The organism is Polyangium jinanense, assembly GCF_028435365.1.
This window is the reverse complement of record NZ_JAGTJJ010000012.1, coordinates 46,452-63,158: the sequence shown is the minus strand read 5'-3', so window position 1 is coordinate 63,158 and position 16,707 is coordinate 46,452. Positions and strand designations below refer to the sequence as shown.

The window sequence follows — 16,707 nt, the reverse complement described above, 5'->3', positions numbered from 1 at the left end:
GCCCCGCGCCGCGCCTCATTCCCGGCGCGATGGGAGACCTTCATGAAGACATCCTTGCTTGCGACCCTCCTCGTCTCCGCCCCTCTCGCCGCGTTGCTCGCGCCGAGCGACGCCCACGCGTGCGGCGGCTGCGTGGTCCCGCCCATGGTGAACACCATCGTGAACGCGCACCGGATGGCGCTCTCGGTCTCACCGAAGCAGACGGTGCTCTGGGATCAGATCCGATACGACGGCGACCCCGAGAGCTGGGGCTGGCTTTTGCCGGTGAAGCCGGGCGCGGTCATCGAGATCTCCACCGACGCCTGGTTCGAGACGCTGGACGCGGCGACGTCGACCACGGTGTTCGCGCCGCCGATCAGCTGCAACAATGGCCCCGATTTCGATTGCGGGTGCGCGCAGGCCGATTTCGCGGGGGTCGGAGGCGAGTTCGCGCCGAACGGCGGAGGCGTGACCGTGGTGCACCGCGGCACGGTGGGGCCGTTCGAGACCGTGACGCTGAGCACCGAGACGCCGGGCGTGCTCGACGATTGGCTGACGACCGCCGGATACACGATTCCCCCGGAGACGGCGCCGGTGATCGACGCGTACATCGACGAGGGGTTCGATTTCATCGCGCTCCGGCTGCAGCCGGGCAAAGGCGTGAACGAAATGAAGCCGGTCCGCGTATGGCAACCCGGCATCAGCCCGACCTTGCCGCTGCGCATGGTCGCGGTCGGCACGGGGGCGAACGTGGACATCACGCTGTTTTTGATCACCGAGGGGCGATGGGGCGCGAAGAATTTCGCGAATGCGCTCGTCCCGGCGGATCTCGTGTCGTGGGATTTCTCGACGAACGCCTCGAACTACGCCACGCTGCGGGAAAAGATGCTCGCGGCGAACGACGGCGCCACGTGGGTCACGACGTTCGCGAAACCGCAGGCGCTGCTCGCGCCGATCGAAGGCGCGGTGCGGGGGAATGTGCAGCTCACGCTGGAGGTCGACGAATTCGGCTTCCCCTCGCGCACCGCGCGCACGATCGCGGAGGGGTACGTCGGCCAGGGCGTGATCAACAAGGAGACGACCGACGAGTCGTGCGTGTCGACCTTCAACACGTTCGCGAAGGACAACCGGATGGTCGTGGATCCGTGTCCGGCAGGCGTTCCGTCGAATGATCCGTCCTGCGGCGAGGTGGCCGCGGGGGAGATCGACGCGCGGCTCTTCGAATGCGGCGAGAACGACCAGCTCGTGGATTCGACGCTGGACGACGTGGCGACGGCGCTGAATGGCCTGCACCCGAGTGACGTGTGGCTGACGCGGCTCGAAGCGAGGCTGCCGCGCGCGGCGCTGGTGAAGGATCTGGAGGTCGAGCCTGCGGAGAACCAGGTCGAGGTGGAGCACGAAATCCGGGCGCGGTCGTCGACGAACGTGGAGACGATCTGCCCGTCCGGCGTGGCGCTCCTGCCCGAGAACGGCAATGGCTCGAACAAGGATCGCGGGACGTTCGTCGTGATCCTCTCGACACTCGGCGCGGGCATGCTCGCCCTCGCGCGGCGGCGCCTGCGTGGCGCGCGTTCTCCCCTGCCCGCTTGATCCCCCGCTATTCCACCGAATACATACAATAATCGATCGAGCAACCCTCGGTCACGCAGGCGAGCATGTTCTCGCGGTTCTTGCGGTTCACGGACGAGAGGAGCGCCTGGCAATCCTTCATCGCGAGCCGGCCGCCGCAGCTCTTCACGGCGGGGGCGCACGCCGATTGCGTGGAGGGCTCGATGCACGACGCCTTGCGCACGGCCGACATCCCGCACTGGTTCGCGATGTCGAAGGTGCAGAGCGACTGCTTGCCGCTCTTCGCGAGCAGGCAATCGACGACCTTCTCCGCCACGCGGGGCTTGAGCCCGTGCGCGAGCTTGCCGCACATGTCGCGGGTATCGATGAAGCTCTCGCATTGAGGCCCCGGCGCGCGCAGGGTGTCACACCCCTTCGGCGCCGGACCGCCGTCGTCGCACACGGAAGGCTCGTCGCCGGACGAGGAGCCGGCCCCTTCGAGCGTCGCGCGGACCTCCTCGCTCGGCTCGCCCACGCCCGGCTGGCCCGGCGAGCCTGCGGTCGTGCGGGATTCGGCGGGTTTGTCCTCCTCGGGCAACGTGACGACCGGCGCCGCGACGACGGGATCACCGGCCCCGGGTTGCGCGGCGCCGCCGCACGCGCCGGAGGCCATGGTCGCGGTGAGGAGGAGAAATCGGGAGCGGTCGATCTGCATGGCAGCGAGAGAACATCGGAGCGAGGCGCGTCCGTCAAGGGGGGAGGCGCGCGGGGAGCGTCAGAAGACGCTGCGGCCGAAGATCTGCGAGCGGCGGGGGCGCGGGGCGAACGGGACGACGTACGGGTGTGGATCGCCGTCGGGCGGGCGCTCGGCATGACGCGCGGCGTGCTCGCGGAAGATCGCGACGTCGCGCTCGATGTCCTTTCCGAGGCGTGGATCGCCGCCGAGGTAATCGCGGAAGAGGCCGAGGCGGAACGTGGCGGCGAAGGCCGGATCGACGATGGCCACGTTGCACTCGCCCTCGTATTCGAAGCCGCGGTCGTTCACGTTGCAGCTCCCCACCATGACGAACACGTCGTCGACGAGGAGCAACTTGCCGTGATGGTCGACCTCCTGGACGCGGCGCTTGCCGCGCCCATCGCGGCCGGCGCAGCGCAGCGAGTAGAGCTCGAAATCGGGGATGGCCTCGCGGATGCGCTCGAAGCAGGCGTGGCTCCACGCGCCGGTGAGCGGGTGGTTCGCTTGCGCCTCGCTCGTGATGACGAGGACCGCGAGGCGCGGGTTTTTCCGGGCTGCTTCGACGATCGCCTCGCTGACGTAGGTGGACCGGAAATACTGGTCCTCGACGTAAATGAGGCGGCGGGCGGCGGCGACGGCGCGGAGGTAGACGTCGAGAATGCCGCGCTCGGTGTGGGGCGCGGGCATGGTGCGGACGACCTGCACGACAGCACGCCCGGGCGCCTCGGGGAGCACGGCGGGCTCGGGCGGGGGGACGGGCGTGGAGCGCTCGGCGTTCGGTGCGCCGCGCTCGAGGAGGCGATTCCACCGCTCCCGGAAGTTCTCTTCGAGGTGGGCGACGCTCGGGCCCTCGATACGGGCCACGAAATCGTGGCGGGGCGGGTGGTCTGCGGCGCAGAGGCCTTCCTTGACGCGGGCGCGGAACGAGCCCGGCCGCGAGAAGCGGCACCGGCCCGGCTCGAAGAGACGGTGATGCCGGGTGTCCCAGTCGTTCTGGCGCATGTTCATGCCGCCGCAAAACCCGATGCGACCGTCGACGACCACGGTTTTCTGGTGAAACGAGCCGATCTGGACGTCGCCGAAAAGGAAGTTTCCCAGCGAATGACGTTCGTCGAAGATCGGGCGCTCGGTCGGGTTTTTCTCGGTGAGGACCTCGAATCCGTCTCCCTCGGTGAGCGCGACGCGCCGCGCCTCGCCGGGAATGGGCAAGAGGGGCGGATCCCAGAGAAGGAGTTGCACGGTGACGGACGCCTGGGCCCGGGATTCGAGGATGCGCTGGATGGTATAGGCCTCGCGATCGGCAGGCTCGGCGAGTGGATCGGGGCGCAAGAGCTCGAGCTCCGGCTCGTAGACCCACGTGGTGACGCGAATCGTGCGGCGCGCCTCCAGGAGCGCCTCGGCCACCGCGCGCCAGCCGTCCTCTCCGTCGACGAGGATGTCCACCCGATTGCCGAGCGTCGGCGGATACCCCATGTGGGAAAACCATACGTAATCGAGGACGACGTGGACCGTGATGCGACCTTCCGCGCATTCGATACGTTCGACGCGGGAGCGCACGCCATCGAGGCCGCTCATCGCGGCGAGGGAGCTCCCGCATTTGCCGGGTGTCAGGAAAAGCGTGGTGCGGAGCGGCTTGAGCTCGAACGGCGAGGCCCCGGGCTCCACGATGAGCTCGTAATCGCCGCGCCGCGGCAAGACGACGCGGCTCCGGCCGGGCGTGAACTCCTCCGCTACCAGGGCCCCCCGCGGGCCGAGGAGACGCACGGATGCACCCTGGACAGGCGCGCCGTGAGGCGTCGTGACCAGGACATCGAACGTGGCCCGTTCCCTCGGCATACGTCCTCCTCTAAGGAAAGCCCTAGAGCCGAGCGGGCAGACTCGAAAGCGTGCATACGCGAGCAAAACCACGAACGGCTGCGTACGTACGTTCGCAAGAAACGGGAATGCTACCGTCCCGAAAAAAACCGGTAGTATGAGGAGACCGGAGGATTGACCTACCGATGAAGGCCGGTGAGCAGCGCGCAGAAGCGGCGGCGAGGGAGGATACCCTCGGGACGATCCCGCCAGGATCGGGCGCGGTGTCGACCGCCGCGACCTGGCTCGACGATCTGCTCGTGAGTGAACACCTGCACGTGGCTTTCCAGCCGATCGTGGATCTCGGCACGGGCGAGGTGATGGGGCGCGAGGTGCTCGGACGCCTCGGTCCTGGTGCGTCCGAGGCGCACGCGCGTGGTGTGTCGGGGCCGCAGGCGCTGCTCGAGATGGCGCACTCGCACGGAAGACTCGTGGCCGTCGACCGGCGCTTCCGCGAGATCGGGATCGAGACGCTCGCGCGCGGCGGATCCGAGGGCGTGTTTTTCCTGAACGTCGATCCACGGGTGATCGACGACCCGGCGTTCAGCGCGGGGTTCACGCGACGGCTGCTGGAGGAGCATGGGGTCGCGCCGACGCGCATCGTCCTCGAGTTGACGGAGTCGGGCGCGGTGCTCGACAGCGATCGTCTGGAACGGATCGTCCGGCACTACGCGAGCCAAGGGTTTCGGATCGCGCTCGACGACGTGGGTGCGGGGTACGCGTCGCTGACGGCGCTCGTGCGCGTGCGGCCGCATTTTTTGAAGCTCGACAAGGCGATCGTGCGGCACCTTTCGGGGGATCCGCTGCGCGCGCACCTCGTGCGGTCGCTGGCGGATTTTGGTCGGCGCGCGGGGATTCAGGTGATCGCGGAGGGCATCGAGGACGAACACGATCTGCACGCGCTGCTCGCGTGCGGCGTGGAGCTTGGTCAGGGCTACCTGCTCGCGAGGCCTGCGCCGGAGCTTTCGCCTTTGACGACGAGCGTGAAGGATCTCGTGCGGCGCGCGGCGCGGCAAACGGAGCGGGATGGGCGGTCGATCCCACCGCCGCGCACGATCAGCGCGCTGCGCGGATCCCATGCGTCCGTGCTGCCAGGAACGCCCGCGGGAGAGGTCGCGGAGGCGCTGCGGCGATCGACCACGTACGCGGCGCTGCCGGTGGTGGACTGTGAGGGACACGTGCTGGGGCTCGCGACGCGGGAGCGGCTTCTGGACGAGCTCTCGCATACGCGCCGCGGTGGTTCTCCGATCGCTACGCTGATGGATCCGCATCCGTTGCGGGTGGACGAGGCGACGCCGCTGCCGGTCGCGCTGCGGCTCGCGACGTCGCGGGACGAGCCACGCACGTACGATCCGGTGATCGTGGAGCACCACGGTCGGTACCTGGGGATCGTGACGATGCAGGTGCTGATGCGAGCGATCGCGGACGGGGAGTTCTAGCTTCCCCCCCGCCCGAAAGGGCTAGCAGCGCACCGGACCCCGCGTGCACGCGTTGCAAACGCTGATCACAGCGTACCAGACCCCGCGTGCACGCGTTGCAAACGGGTTTCGAACGTACGTTGCGCCGTCTGCACGCGTTGCAAACGGGTTTCCGACGTACGTTGTGCCCTCTGCACGCGTTGCAAACGGCTTTTCGAACGTACGTTGTGCCCTCTGCACGCGTTGCAACCGGGTTTCCGACGTACGTTGTGCCCTCTGCACGCGTTGCAAACACCACTCGGAGCGCGCCGATCTCGGTTTGCACGCGAACCTCACCCCCCTACCCCCTCTCTGCGCGGCGGAGAGGGGGTGAAAGGCGTAAAAACAGCCGCCTGGAGTTGACGAGGCAGCGCGTGGACCTGGGAGACGGCATGGCGGGACCGCTCGCGGCATCCCCCGTGGTTCGCGGAGGCGGCCCTGGGGCTGATCTCGGAGGGGATGTCAACGGTTTTGTCGGTAATGGAGCGCACGCCTGCATCCTTGTGGGCTTGAACGCCATCTTCTAGCCTGGGGTCGCCACTGGACTCTTGCTGCCTGCCAGGGAGGGGTCTCCATGACTTCGCGCCGCGCGCTCGCATCGTCGTTGCATCCGCGTCTGTGGATCATCGGTGCTCTGCGCTTCTTTCGATTCGGGCTGCCGGTGCTCTTCGCTTTTGGCGTCGCGGCATGGCTCCTCGGGTGCGGCGCGGCGGGCGTGCATACCGAGGGGTGGGCGCAGGAGCTGCACGGAAAGAGCGTGTTTCGCGTCTGCCGGCGGCATCCCCGCGTCGGCCCGAATGCGCGTTACTGGTACGAACTCGGGGACGGCGTACATCGACCGGCGTTCGAACCGCTCGAAAAGCTCCTGGAAAACCCTTCGGTCAAGGCCGTCTTCGTTCATGACCCCCTCGCGCCGTCCGAGAGCCGGAGGCTCCTGGGGCTCGCGTATCAGGATCTGCCCTGCGATAAACCGCCGCCGCCGCCGGAGAAGATTGCGGCGAAAGAGCCGGAAGCCGGGCCGGCCAAGGGCACGACCGTCCGAACCGTGACGCGGACGTCGGCGATAAAGCCCTGCGACAGGCCGCGAAACAGGCCACCCGATCAGCGTTTCATCGGGCAAATGGCTCCCACGCCCGCCCCCACGCCTGGGACGAACGTGCCGTGTCCGCCGCCTCCTCCCGGGAAAACGTATGAAGAGCAGAAAGCCAACCTGGCGCGGAGGGACGCCGAGGAGGAGGCGAGGCGTACCGGTGAGCGGATCGGGCGTCTATGGGGCGAGACGCTCGGCAGGGCGGAGGAAACGAGGGACACCATCCAGAGAGGACAGGCGCGGATCTTCGATCTAGGGGTTTGGAGGGGGGCCAGATTCGTGGAGGACATCCAGACCGGTCTGGCCAAACAGCTGAATGCAATCCCGGACCTGCCGACGTACGACGACGAGGGGCTCGCCAAGATCGCCTGGGAGGCATTTCTCAAGGGGTATGGCAAAGGCTGGGCGGATGCCGAGCTGAAATTCGCGATCCTGAACGCCCTGGCGGACGCCTTGTTGATGGTCGGCACCGGGGGAGCGTCGGCCCTGGAGACCGCGGGGGCGAGGGCGCTGCGAGCGGCCCAGCAGAGGCTGCGAAGCATGCCGGTCTTCCTGCCGAGCGCGGCGGGCGGGCCGGGTGGGTTCTTGCGGCAGCCGAAGCTGCCGAGTGCTCCGGTCGCGAGCACGCCGAAGGCAGTGGCGCCGCCCAACGAGACGACCGTCACGACGACGACGCGGCCCGTGTCGGGGAGTAGCCGCAGCGGCGAAACAGGATCATATACGAACACGCACGCCAGTGGAAAAACGTACGATGGGAAAGGTAGTCGAGAGCGCTCCCAGGTATCCGGTCGTCGCATCGAGCGGAAAACCGGAGACCAGCATGTAGCAACGGACTGGAGGCCCGCGCCGAACGGGGAAGAAGCCTTCAAGGAAGAAGCGCGTCGACTACAGGAACACGGTGGCCCGGCTCGCCCTGATAACTATAACAAGATCGAATCTCCCGGGAAAAAGCTACTCGAATAGGAGAAATGATGGATTACCCCGACGATGCCGATGGCGCTGCCCTGCGTCGCATAGCGACACGATGCGACATGTCGAAGCCGATGGATATCGACTTCGTTGTATCTGTCCCGGATCAAGCTGCGGGTGCGGAATTGGCGCGTTTGGCGGCGAAGCGAGGCTATACTCCGTCGCTCGAATTCGACGATGAAGCTGAGGAATGGATCTGCTACTGCGCCAAACGGATGGTTCCCACATACGAGGCGGTCGTTGCTGCGCAGCGGGAGCTCGATGAACTGGGCGCAGAGGTGGGGGGGTACTCCGATGGATGGGGGACATTCGGAGGCTGAGTGCGGACGAGAATGGGCAAGCACTCTCCTCCGACAACTGCGCCCGCTGACGCCCAAGGAGCTTGCCATGATCGAGGCGGGAGCGGCGAACGCGGAGGTTGTTGACCCCGACAAACCCATCGAGTAGGGTGCGGGGCTGAGACATGGACGACAAACTCGACCTCGGTCAGGCGTACGCGCCGCCTGTCGCGTCGCCGCCCGCCACGGCGCTCCCCGACGTGGTCTCGCCTTACGACAAGGTGGTGAGGCTCTCTTTCCCAATCGGCGCCGTGGTCGGGCTGGTTGGAGGCTGTCTGGTGAGTTTCGAGTACGCCTACGCGCTGAGCTACTTTCATGCAGAGAAAATTGCCCCGTCGATCACGTGTTTTATCGTGCTCCGCTCCGTGGGCCCCTCCTGCGCCGTGCTCGCCGCAGCACTCACGGCGGTCGTCCTCCTCCATCGCGCGGGGCGCAGGGCGAGCGGACCCGTGACGATCGATCACACGCGCGCGTACCTCGTCATGGCGAGTTTCCCACTCCTCTTCGTCGTCACGGCGCCGTTCTGCCTCCTTGGCGCCCTGCTGATGTGGCTGGCAGCATTCTCGGGAACGACGAGCCAATTCGTTACATCCCTGCCCCAAAGCGTGAAAGGGATCGATTTCGTGTGCGGCCTGGCCGTAGCCGCAGGCTGCGGGCTTTGGCTCACGGGCCTGCTCCGCATTGGGGCAAACTGGCTCACCACGAAGAAGCACGGCCTCGCCCTGAAGCTCTTCGTCGCGTACGCCGCGCTCGCCATACCCAATGCTGGTCTACGGGCTGTCCTTTCGCTCGTGGATCCGGATTGAGTCGGCTCCTTCGATGGAAAGACGCGGCGGGAGGGAGCAGCGGAGCGGGGAGAGCGGGCCGGCGAACTCGCCGGCGCGTCAAGCGAGCGCGAGCGTCTTCAGGTGCTCCCGAGCGAGATGCAGGCGGCCATGGACGGTCTTCGTCGGGAGCCCGAGCGATCCGGCGATCTCCCGGATCGAACGGCCCTCCAGATACGGCAGCACCACGGCCCCGGATGCGTGGCCGGAGCTTCCCAAGGAATCGCTTGAGCCGAAACATCCCATACATCGCCTGCAGGAGCATCCCGCTGCCGCTGCCGCTGCCGCTGCCGCTGCCGCTGCCGCTGCCGCTGCTGCTGCCGCTGCCGCTTCCGCCTCCGCTTCCGCTTCCGCTTCCGCTTCCGCCTCCGCTTCCGCTTCCGCTTCCGCTTCCGCTTCCGCTGCCGTTGGAAGGCGTGCCGCCCTGCGGGGAGCGTCACGCCCGGGTCATTACCGACGTGTGAGGCGATGCAGGGTGGCTACGATACGGTCGAGCGTGTCGAGCAGGTTCTCGTCCGCTTTCTCGATGTACCCGAGCGCTTCTGCTACCTCCAGGCACGCGCGAACCTCCGCCGCCGAACCCATTGCCGTATACCACCGGGCCCGTTCGTTCCTTCCCTGCGAATACGCGCCCTCGCTCAGGTTCAGCGCAATACTCGTTGCCGCCCGCCGTAGCTGATCCCCGAGATTCGGATCCTTGGTCCCGACTCGTTCGATCACCGGTCGCAATGTCCTGAGCATCTCGATCGCCACGCTATAAATCCTGAGCGCCATTGTTTCCTCCGTATCCCCGACCGGGGACCCCGGACCCCGGCCCGCGCGCGGAGGAAGGCGAAAGGCTGCGAGGCGAAGCCTCGCACCGCGCGCAGCCGCGCGCAGCGAAGCGAGCACGGCGAGCCCGGCGAGCACGGCTCGGCCTTTCGCCTTCCGAGCACGCGGGCACAATCGACCTCCCCGGACGAAAACAAAGAACAACCGTCCCGAAAGCCCCGGAAGCGGAAGCGGAAGCGGAAGCGGAAGCGGAAGCGGAAGCGGCAGCGGAAGCGGAAGCGGCAGCGGAAGCGGCAGCGGAAGCGGAAGCGGCAGCGGCAGCGGCAGCGGCAGCTACAACGTACTCTCGGGCCCGTAACAGGCCCCGACGAAGCCGCAGTGCAGCTTGCGACATCGATCCAGAGGAACGGGGTCGAAACGGTCGGCCCAGCGTGCCTCGGCGAAACGCTCGCCGAGCGTCCTCAGCTCGTTTGCGAAATGGTCGTGCTCTGCGTTCGTGATGGTGCCGTCTTCGCCCTCCGCAGCGAGGAAGATCGGCTCGGGCGACGAGCCTGCGAGGAAAACGACGCCTGCGCGGATGCGCCGCTCCGGCTCGCGACGGTGCATGCTGAGCGCGTATGCGTGCAACTGGAACGCGTAGACCGAGAGGTCCGAGCGCGGACGCGAGAGCTTGTAGTCGATGACGTCGACGGTCCCGTCCGGACGAAAGACCACGAAGTCGACGGCGCCGCGTAGACCGAGGGCGCGTGGTGAACCGTCGGGGGCTGCGGAGAGACCGATCGTCAGCACGAACGGTTCTTCGCGCAGCATACGCAGGCCTTGATCACGGATGGCGCGGGTGTAGGGGCCGTCGAGGAAACGCGCGATGCCTTCGGCGATGCGTGAGGCCTCGGGCATCTCGGGGCGCAGGCCGGCGAGGGCGAGACGGCGCCGGACGTCGGCGACGTCGACGGGGCGACCGAAGGCCTCGCGGGGCCAGCGTTCGAGGACGCCGTGGGCTGCGAGGCCGCGGATGCGCGGATCGAGGTCGGCTTCGGTGTCGACCTCGAGCGGCTCGGCGGCGGGATCGCCGGGGAGCTCCACGTAGCCGGTGCTGATGGGCTCGTCGAAGCCCATGAGCTGACGCAGACGGAAGCGGCGCGGGCAGCCCTGGAAGAGCGAGAGCGGGGTCGTGGCGATGGAGATCGTGCGGGTGGGCGGGCGCTCGGGCCACGGCGGCGCAGGGCCGGTCGGGGAGACGGCGCCGTGCCGTGCTTCGCGAGGCTGCGCGTGGGGATCGGCGAGCAGGGCCGAGGCTTGCTCGCGGCGGGTGATTGCGTCCTTCAGGGCGGGCTTCGTGAGGCCGTCTTTGAGGGACTCGAATGCGGAGCCGCCCTTCGCGCGCTTGCGGGCGCCTTCGGGCGGATCGGGGACGCCGATCATGACGAGGGCGCGCTTTGGCCGCGTGATGGCGACGTACGTGAGGCGTTGCCGTTCGGCGAGCTCGCGCGCGCGGGCGAGCTCGTCTGCTTTCGCCTGCGCTTCGGTGCGGAGCGAATCGAGCACGGGCCGCTCGCCTCGTTCGAGCCGCGCGAGCATCGTGTCGGAGAGCGGATCGGGCCTCGATGCGTGATGCCGCAGGATCAGCGTGGGCTTGGGGCCGCCGAGGGAGGCGATCTGGAGGCCCGAGGGCCGCGGTGAGACGCCCGCGTCGAGGTCGAGGACGATCACCACGGGGAAGTCGAGGCCCTTGCTCGCGTGGATCGTCATGAGGCGGATGGCGTCTTCCTCCTCGGCGAAGGTGGCCTCGTCGCGCTCGTCGGAGTCGTCGCGCATGCGGCGATCGAGCCAGCGAACGAAGCCTGGGAGCGAGCCGCCGCGACGCCGCGCGACGCCGAGGAGGCGATCGACGTGGCCGATGCGCATCTCGGGACGAGGCATCGAGGCGAAGACGCGATCGAGATCGAAGGCCGCGACGGCCGCGCGGATCGCTTCGCCTGGATGAAGGCGGAGGGCCGCGCGGCGCAGCTCGACGAAGCGGCGGACGAAGTCTTCGAGGCGCGTGCGATCCGCGGGACCGAGCTTTTCCCAGGCGGGCAAGGTCGGGAGCAGTCGCGGGGCGTCCGATCGTTCGAGTGGCAATGACAACCCCGTTTTGGGCGCGCCGAGCCACGCGAGCGCGGCGTCGGACAAACCGACGGCGGGGCCGCGGAGGACGGTCGCGAGCGCGAGGCGGTCGCGGCGATCGACGAGGAGGCGAAGGACCGCGGCGACGTCGCGGACCTCGGAGGTGTCGAAGAGCGCGCGGCCCGCGACGACATGCGGGACGTCGATGCGGGCGAGCGCGAGCTCCAGGAGCGGGAGGGTCTTCCGGCGACGTGCGAGGATGGCGATGTCGCGGAAGGAGCCCTCACCGCTCCGGACGAAGCGCGCGGCGAAGGCCGCGGCGACGAAGGCTTCACGCATGGAGCGCGTGGCGCCGCGGACGACGGGCTCGGCGTCGGGTGGTGAGGCGCCGTCGTCGTCGACGAGCACGACTTCGCCTGCGCCCTGCGCTTCCGTGACCGGGACGAGGTGATCGGCGGGGCCGTAGACGACCTCGAAGTCGCGCGGATGCGCATCCCCCGGCGCGTGGAAATCGTGGGCGGAGAAGGCGTTGACGAAGTCGAGGATCTTGCCGCCGCTGCGGCGGCTCTCGCGGAGGGCGACGAGGTCGGCGCGGGCCTCGGGGGCGCAGATCTCGGGCGCGAGGGCGAGGGCTTCGCGAGCGAGCGGGCCGCAGAGCTCGCCCGTGATGCGCGAGAAGACGGCGACGTCGGCGCCGCGGAAGCCGTAGATGGATTGCTTGCGGTCGCCGACGAGGAAGAGGCCGTGCGCGACGAGGTTTTCCGCGATGGGCGCGCGGCCGGGTGGGCGAGCGCTGTCCTCGCGCTCGCGGAGGAGATAAACGATGTCGCGTTGCGCGCGGCTCGTGTCCTGGAACTCGTCGACGAGGAGCGCGTCGATGGAAGCGCGGACCTGCGCGGCGATCTCGGGGCGATCACGGAGGCCGTCGCGAGCCATGCGGAGCATGTCGCCGAAGCTCAGGAGGCCTTCCTGCCGGCGGAGGGCGCCGAGGCGGGTGCGCGCGTCTTCGAGGAGGGCGACGATGCCACGCTCGCGAACCGAGAGATGCGGCGCTTCGCGGAGGATGGCGATGAGGCCCGCGGCGCGCTCGGCGTTGCTGTCGCCGGGGAGCTCTTCGCGGAAGGCGGCGAACTCCTTGTCGGCGTCGCTCGTCTTGCCGCGCATGGCGATGGTGAAGAGCTCGCGGAGCGGCTCTTCGGCCACGGCCGGGAAGAGCTCGCCGGGGCCGCCCTGCGCGAGGGCACGCGCGAGGACGGCGGCCGCGTCTTTGGTGCGTTGTCCGCCCGCGACGCAGGTGGCGACGATGGAGTCGAGCGAGGCGCGGAGGGAGCGCGCGCCGCCTTCGTGTTCGGCGAGCAGGAGCTCCGAGGGCAAGAGGCCCTCTTCGTCGAGGCGGTCGCAGAGGCTCGCGACCTGCTTGCGCGCGCCCCACACGCCGTTCGCGGCGGCGACGAGCGCGCGCGCCGCTTCGGCTCGATCGCCGCCCGCCGAGAGTGCGGCCGAGAGCGCTTCATCCACCGCGAGATCCGCGAGCGCCTGCGCCTCGTCTTCCTCGACCACGCGCGCCTGCGGATCGACGCCGAGCGCGAGCGCATGCGTGCGGACGATCTGCTGCGCGAGGCCGTGCAGCGTGTCGATGCGCGCGCCCGCGGAACGGCCGAGCGCGTCGGCCGCGCGGCGCTTGAGCTCGTGGATCGACGGCGGATCCGCGATGGCTGCGCGTCGCGCCTCGATGATCGCCGCGAGCTTCGGCTGCGCTCCTTCCTCGTCCCACGCCGCGATCTCGGACAACGCCGCCTGCACGCGGGCTGCGATTTCTTGCGCCGCGGCGCGCGAAAAGGTCGTCGCGACGATCCGCTCGGGCGGGATCGGCTCGGCGGGTTCGTCACCGTCGGCCTTCCCCATCGAGGTGAGCCCGAGCGTGAGCAGGACGTAAAGGGCCGTGAGCCGGTACGTCTTGCCGGTGCCCGCGCTCGCGGCGACGACGATGTTGCGCCGGAAGGCGTAGAGGAGCGCGTCTTCGGGGGGCAACGTCATCCGCCGCCCTCCTCGTCCGCCTCGCCCGGCACCACGGCCGGCCTGCGGCAGACGTCCCGCGCGTCACACCGATCGCAGAGGTCCCCCTTCACGGGACGCGGCTCGATGTGGCCGTCCCAGAGCGAGAGCACCACCTTGCGGGCCGTGCGCTCCGCGTCGATCCGTTTGTCCGCGATCGCGCGCCGGTCCATGTCCTTCGCCGGTGAGGCCTTGATCTCGCCACGCTTGTCCGCGCCGAGGTAGAGCGCCTGCACCTCCTCGGCGCCCGTCGCCCGCGCCACGGCGGCTGCGTAGAGCGGCAGTTGGAGGTGCAAGGTTCCCTGCTCGCTCTTGCTCGGGATCTGCCCCGTCTTGTAGTCGACGACGCGCGCCGCGCTCTTGCCGCCGTCGCCTCGATCGACGCGGTCGATCTTGCCCTCGACGAAGACCGAGGGCCCCGGCGCTCGGTCCCCCTCCCCTTCCCCCTGCATCGGCGCGATCGGGAGCGCGTCCCACGGTGCCTCGACCGACGGGCCGAACGGTTGTTCCGCGAGCGCGAACGAAAAACCCTGCTCCTCGAGCCCGTGCGCGACGAAGCCAAGCGCGACGTCGACGGCCGCGATCAGAAGTTCCCGCCGGAGCGGCGCCGCCTCCTTGTCCGCGCCGACCGCGCGCATCGCCGCCTCGCGCGCCGCTTCGAGCGCCTTGCGCCGGTTCGCCCGCCCGCCCGCCTCCCACGCCGCCTGGAACGCCGCCGCCGTGGCCGCGTGCACCTGCGTGCCTCGCTCGCGTGGATCCGCCGCTTCGAGCGCGTCCTCCTGGCGACGCGTCTTCCACACGCGCCGCGCGAACCCCGCGAACGCGCAGCCCGCGGCCTTCTCGATATGCGTGACCGCGATCGGCCGCGAGGGCATGTCGCCGCCCACGCACGCGCGGAGGTGCGCGGCGAGCTCGGGATCGGCCGGGTCGATCCGGCCCGTGAAGGGCCCCGCGTCCGCGCGTGGATCGAGGAAAAACGCAAGGCGCGCGCGCTCGATGGAGACACGATCCGCGATGAGCGGCGCCGGGAGCGAGCCCGCCGAGAGCGCGACGAGCTCAGCCCCGCGTGGATCGATCCGCGAGGCCGCCCGCGACACACGCGAGGAGGGCTCGACACGCTCGGTGATCTGCGATTTGAGCGCGCGCGTGACGGTCGGGTGCGGGGCCGCCTCGTCGTCGGTGGTGCTGTACGCGAGCACGACACGACGCGCTCCGCCCATGGCCCACGCGAGCTCGGCGCGGCGGATGCGGTCCCGCTCGCGTGACGTCGGCGGACGCGCCGAGGCCGGCAGCGTGGACCAGAGCCGTTCGTCGATGAGCCCACCGTCCGCCTCCGGCCCGTACCCACCCGGGCCGAGGCCCGTGACGATCAGTACCTCGTACCGGATCCCACAAAGCTCGGAAGGTCGGGCGATCCGGACGGCGCTGGCCCGGCTGCCGCCGCCGTCGGACCGGCCCTGCGTCGCGCCCGCACGACGCACCTCGGCATAAAGCTCCTCGACGCGGGACGGCGCAGCCTCGAGGCCGAGCATGGCGGCCGCTTCGACGACGGCGCGCGTGGCGTCGCGAATGGCCCGCACTGCCGCTTGTCCTTCGCCAATGGCCTTGAGCGCGAGGGATCGACCCCGGAGCGCCTCGACGCGGAGCGCCGCGCCAAGCTCGCCCATCGAAGGCCTTCCGAGATCGAGTTTGTCGCAAAGGGCGCCAAACCTCGCGGCAATCTCGGCCCGGGTGGTTCCCCCGGCGAGGAGCGCGATGCTTTCCAGCATTCGCGTGAGCGCATCCGGCATCCAGGCCTCGTCCCCATCGCCCGCGGCTTCGATGACGGCGCGGAGATTCTCGACGAGCAATGTGCCAGTGCGATCGACCTCGACGGGGACGTCGCGCAGCCTGTGCGCGAGCAATGCGGCCTTCGCCTCGGCGTCGCGCTCGGCGCGCTCGGAGACCCAGATACCGGAATGAAGGCCGGGGGCACGGAGGATATCGATCACGCGTTCGCGGGTGACGGGCCCGGACGCGAGCGCAAAAAGGCCGAGCGCGGCGCGGCCTTCGGGCGAGGCGTCGGGCGAGGGGCCACGCGGCTCGTGAAAAGGAATGCGGGCGTCGGAGAGGGCGGCGCGGAGCGGATCGAGGGTGCCGTCGTCGAGAGCGGGGACGAGGATCGCAATGGATTCGGGCGGGACGCCACTGCCGAGCGCGCTCAAAACCTCGGCGGCGACGGCGCGGGCTTCGCCTTCGGGGCCGGCGGCGCGCAATACGAGGGAGGCGGCGCCGTCGTTGAGGGGGCTCCAATCGATCGAGGGCCCGAACGTGAGCTCGGCCCAGCGTTTTTCGAGGACGGTGGCGACACCCCCGACGGCCTCCTCGTCGAGGTCGGTCGGGTCGAACAGGGATTCCCCCGAGAAGAGCGGCATCTCGACGACGAGCCCACGGCCGCCGGCCTCGCGTGCGCGGGCATGCAAGGCCTCCAGCCAGGAGAGGTCGTCGGCCTCGAAGGCGAGGAGGCCGGAGAGGGTGACGTCGTACGCCGACATTTCCTGGAGGAGGGCGTCACAAGGGCCGCGGCGGAGGGCACGAGACAGGACGAACCCGGCGCTGCGCGGGTCGACGAGGCTCTTTTGCGCGAGGATTTCATCGGCGCGGCGCATGACCTCGGCGAGGAGCGCGGCCTGGGGGCCTTCGGCCTGGAAAAGGTGGTCCGGCCGAACGCCGGCGCGGCGAAGGCGGCCAAGGGCGGAGTCGATGACGTCGGCAAACGCGACCCGCTCGGCCGGTGCGTCGGGAAGATCGAGGCCGGCGACGGGGCCCGCTTCGAGGGCGACGCGGGAGACGAGGCGGGTGACGGCACTCGAAGCGAGGCCACAATCCGGCTCGACCATGGCAAGGGCGCCCTGCACGAAGGTGCGCAAGGTCCTGGCGCCACGAGCAGCTTGGCCCGGCGCAGCAAGAGCGAGCTCGACGTGGCGATCGGTCGGCGCGA

The 16,707-nt window shown here is 69.4% G+C and carries 11 protein-coding genes; 5 read left to right on the top strand and 6 right to left on the bottom strand.

What is annotated here, in order from left to right:
* Window positions 1-42 precede the first annotated feature (42 nt).
* Window positions 43-1,569: a DUF2330 domain-containing protein gene (locus tag KEG57_RS22000; protein WP_272421003.1), complete on the top strand. Its 1,527-nt coding sequence runs from the start codon at window positions 43-45 to the stop codon at window positions 1,567-1,569.
* Window positions 1,570-1,576: 7 nt separating this feature from the next.
* Here KEG57_RS22000 and KEG57_RS21995 read toward each other — a convergent pair whose 3' ends face one another.
* Both KEG57_RS21995 and KEG57_RS21990 read right to left on the bottom strand, forming a co-directional pair.
* Window positions 1,577-2,242, bottom strand: a complete 666-nt coding sequence (locus tag KEG57_RS21995) for a hypothetical protein (RefSeq protein WP_272421002.1) — start codon at window positions 2,240-2,242, stop codon at window positions 1,577-1,579.
* 60 nt (window positions 2,243-2,302) lie between these two features.
* Window positions 2,303-4,099, bottom strand: coding sequence for a phospholipase D-like domain-containing protein (locus KEG57_RS21990; RefSeq protein WP_272421001.1), 1,797 nt, complete (start codon window positions 4,097-4,099; stop codon window positions 2,303-2,305).
* Window positions 4,100-4,263: 164 nt separating this feature from the next.
* Here KEG57_RS21990 and KEG57_RS21985 point away from each other — a divergent pair, with 164 nt between their 5' ends.
* The 4 genes from KEG57_RS21985 to KEG57_RS21970 all read left to right on the top strand — a co-directional run bounded on the left by KEG57_RS21985 (window position 4,264) and on the right by KEG57_RS21970 (window position 8,777).
* Complete coding sequence (locus KEG57_RS21985) at window positions 4,264-5,556, top strand: EAL domain-containing protein (protein WP_272421000.1); 1,293 nt, start codon at window positions 4,264-4,266, stop codon at window positions 5,554-5,556.
* A 592-nt stretch (window positions 5,557-6,148) separates the two neighbouring features.
* Complete coding sequence (locus KEG57_RS21980) at window positions 6,149-7,627, top strand: hypothetical protein (RefSeq protein ID WP_272420999.1); 1,479 nt, start codon at window positions 6,149-6,151, stop codon at window positions 7,625-7,627.
* Between the two features lie 5 nt (window positions 7,628-7,632).
* Window positions 7,633-7,953, top strand: a complete 321-nt coding sequence (locus KEG57_RS21975) for a ribonuclease E inhibitor RraB (protein ID WP_272458775.1) — start codon at window positions 7,633-7,635, stop codon at window positions 7,951-7,953.
* A 143-nt stretch (window positions 7,954-8,096) separates the two neighbouring features.
* Window positions 8,097-8,777, top strand: coding sequence for a hypothetical protein (locus KEG57_RS21970; RefSeq protein WP_272420997.1), 681 nt, complete (start codon window positions 8,097-8,099; stop codon window positions 8,775-8,777).
* Window positions 8,778-8,855: 78 nt separating this feature from the next.
* On the opposite strand, the gene KEG57_RS21965 is transcribed toward KEG57_RS21970, so the two are convergent.
* The 4 genes from KEG57_RS21965 to KEG57_RS21950 form a co-directional block, all read right to left on the bottom strand.
* Entirely contained in the window at window positions 8,856-9,014 is a 159-nt protein-coding gene (locus KEG57_RS21965; RefSeq protein WP_272420996.1) for an RNA polymerase sigma factor, read from the bottom strand.
* 231 nt (window positions 9,015-9,245) lie between these two features.
* The gene (locus tag KEG57_RS21960; protein WP_272420995.1) at window positions 9,246-9,569 is read right to left on the bottom strand and encodes a four helix bundle protein; all 324 of its coding nucleotides are present in this window, start codon (window positions 9,567-9,569) and stop codon (window positions 9,246-9,248) included.
* 330 nt (window positions 9,570-9,899) lie between these two features.
* Window positions 9,900-13,709, bottom strand: a complete 3,810-nt coding sequence (locus KEG57_RS21955; RefSeq protein ID WP_272420994.1) for a UvrD-helicase domain-containing protein — start codon at window positions 13,707-13,709, stop codon at window positions 9,900-9,902.
* Entirely contained in the window at window positions 13,706-16,636 is a 2,931-nt protein-coding gene (locus KEG57_RS21950) for a PD-(D/E)XK nuclease family protein (RefSeq protein WP_272458774.1), read from the bottom strand. The genes KEG57_RS21955 and KEG57_RS21950 overlap by 4 nt, the downstream gene beginning before the upstream one ends.
* Window positions 16,637-16,707 lie beyond the last annotated feature (71 nt).

What these genes read in the sequence shown, in the direction of transcription:
- KEG57_RS22000 (WP_272421003.1), top strand. Translation starts at nt 43, where the DNA reads ATGAAGACATCCTTGCTTGCGACCCTCCTCGTCTCCGCCCCTCTCGCC.
- KEG57_RS21975 (WP_272458775.1), top strand. Translation starts at nt 7,633, where the DNA reads ATGATGGATTACCCCGACGATGCCGATGGCGCTGCCCTGCGTCGCATA.
- KEG57_RS21955 (WP_272420994.1), bottom strand. Translation starts at nt 13,709, where the DNA reads ATGACGTTGCCCCCCGAAGACGCGCTCCTCTACGCCTTCCGGCGCAAC.
- KEG57_RS21960 (WP_272420995.1), bottom strand. Translation starts at nt 9,569, where the DNA reads ATGGCGCTCAGGATTTATAGCGTGGCGATCGAGATGCTCAGGACATTG.
- KEG57_RS21985 (WP_272421000.1), top strand. Translation starts at nt 4,264, where the DNA reads ATGAAGGCCGGTGAGCAGCGCGCAGAAGCGGCGGCGAGGGAGGATACC.
- KEG57_RS21980 (WP_272420999.1), top strand. Translation starts at nt 6,149, where the DNA reads ATGACTTCGCGCCGCGCGCTCGCATCGTCGTTGCATCCGCGTCTGTGG.
- KEG57_RS21995 (WP_272421002.1), bottom strand. Translation starts at nt 2,242, where the DNA reads ATGCAGATCGACCGCTCCCGATTTCTCCTCCTCACCGCGACCATGGCC.
- KEG57_RS21990 (WP_272421001.1), bottom strand. Translation starts at nt 4,099, where the DNA reads ATGCCGAGGGAACGGGCCACGTTCGATGTCCTGGTCACGACGCCTCAC.
- KEG57_RS21970 (WP_272420997.1), top strand. Translation starts at nt 8,097, where the DNA reads ATGGACGACAAACTCGACCTCGGTCAGGCGTACGCGCCGCCTGTCGCG.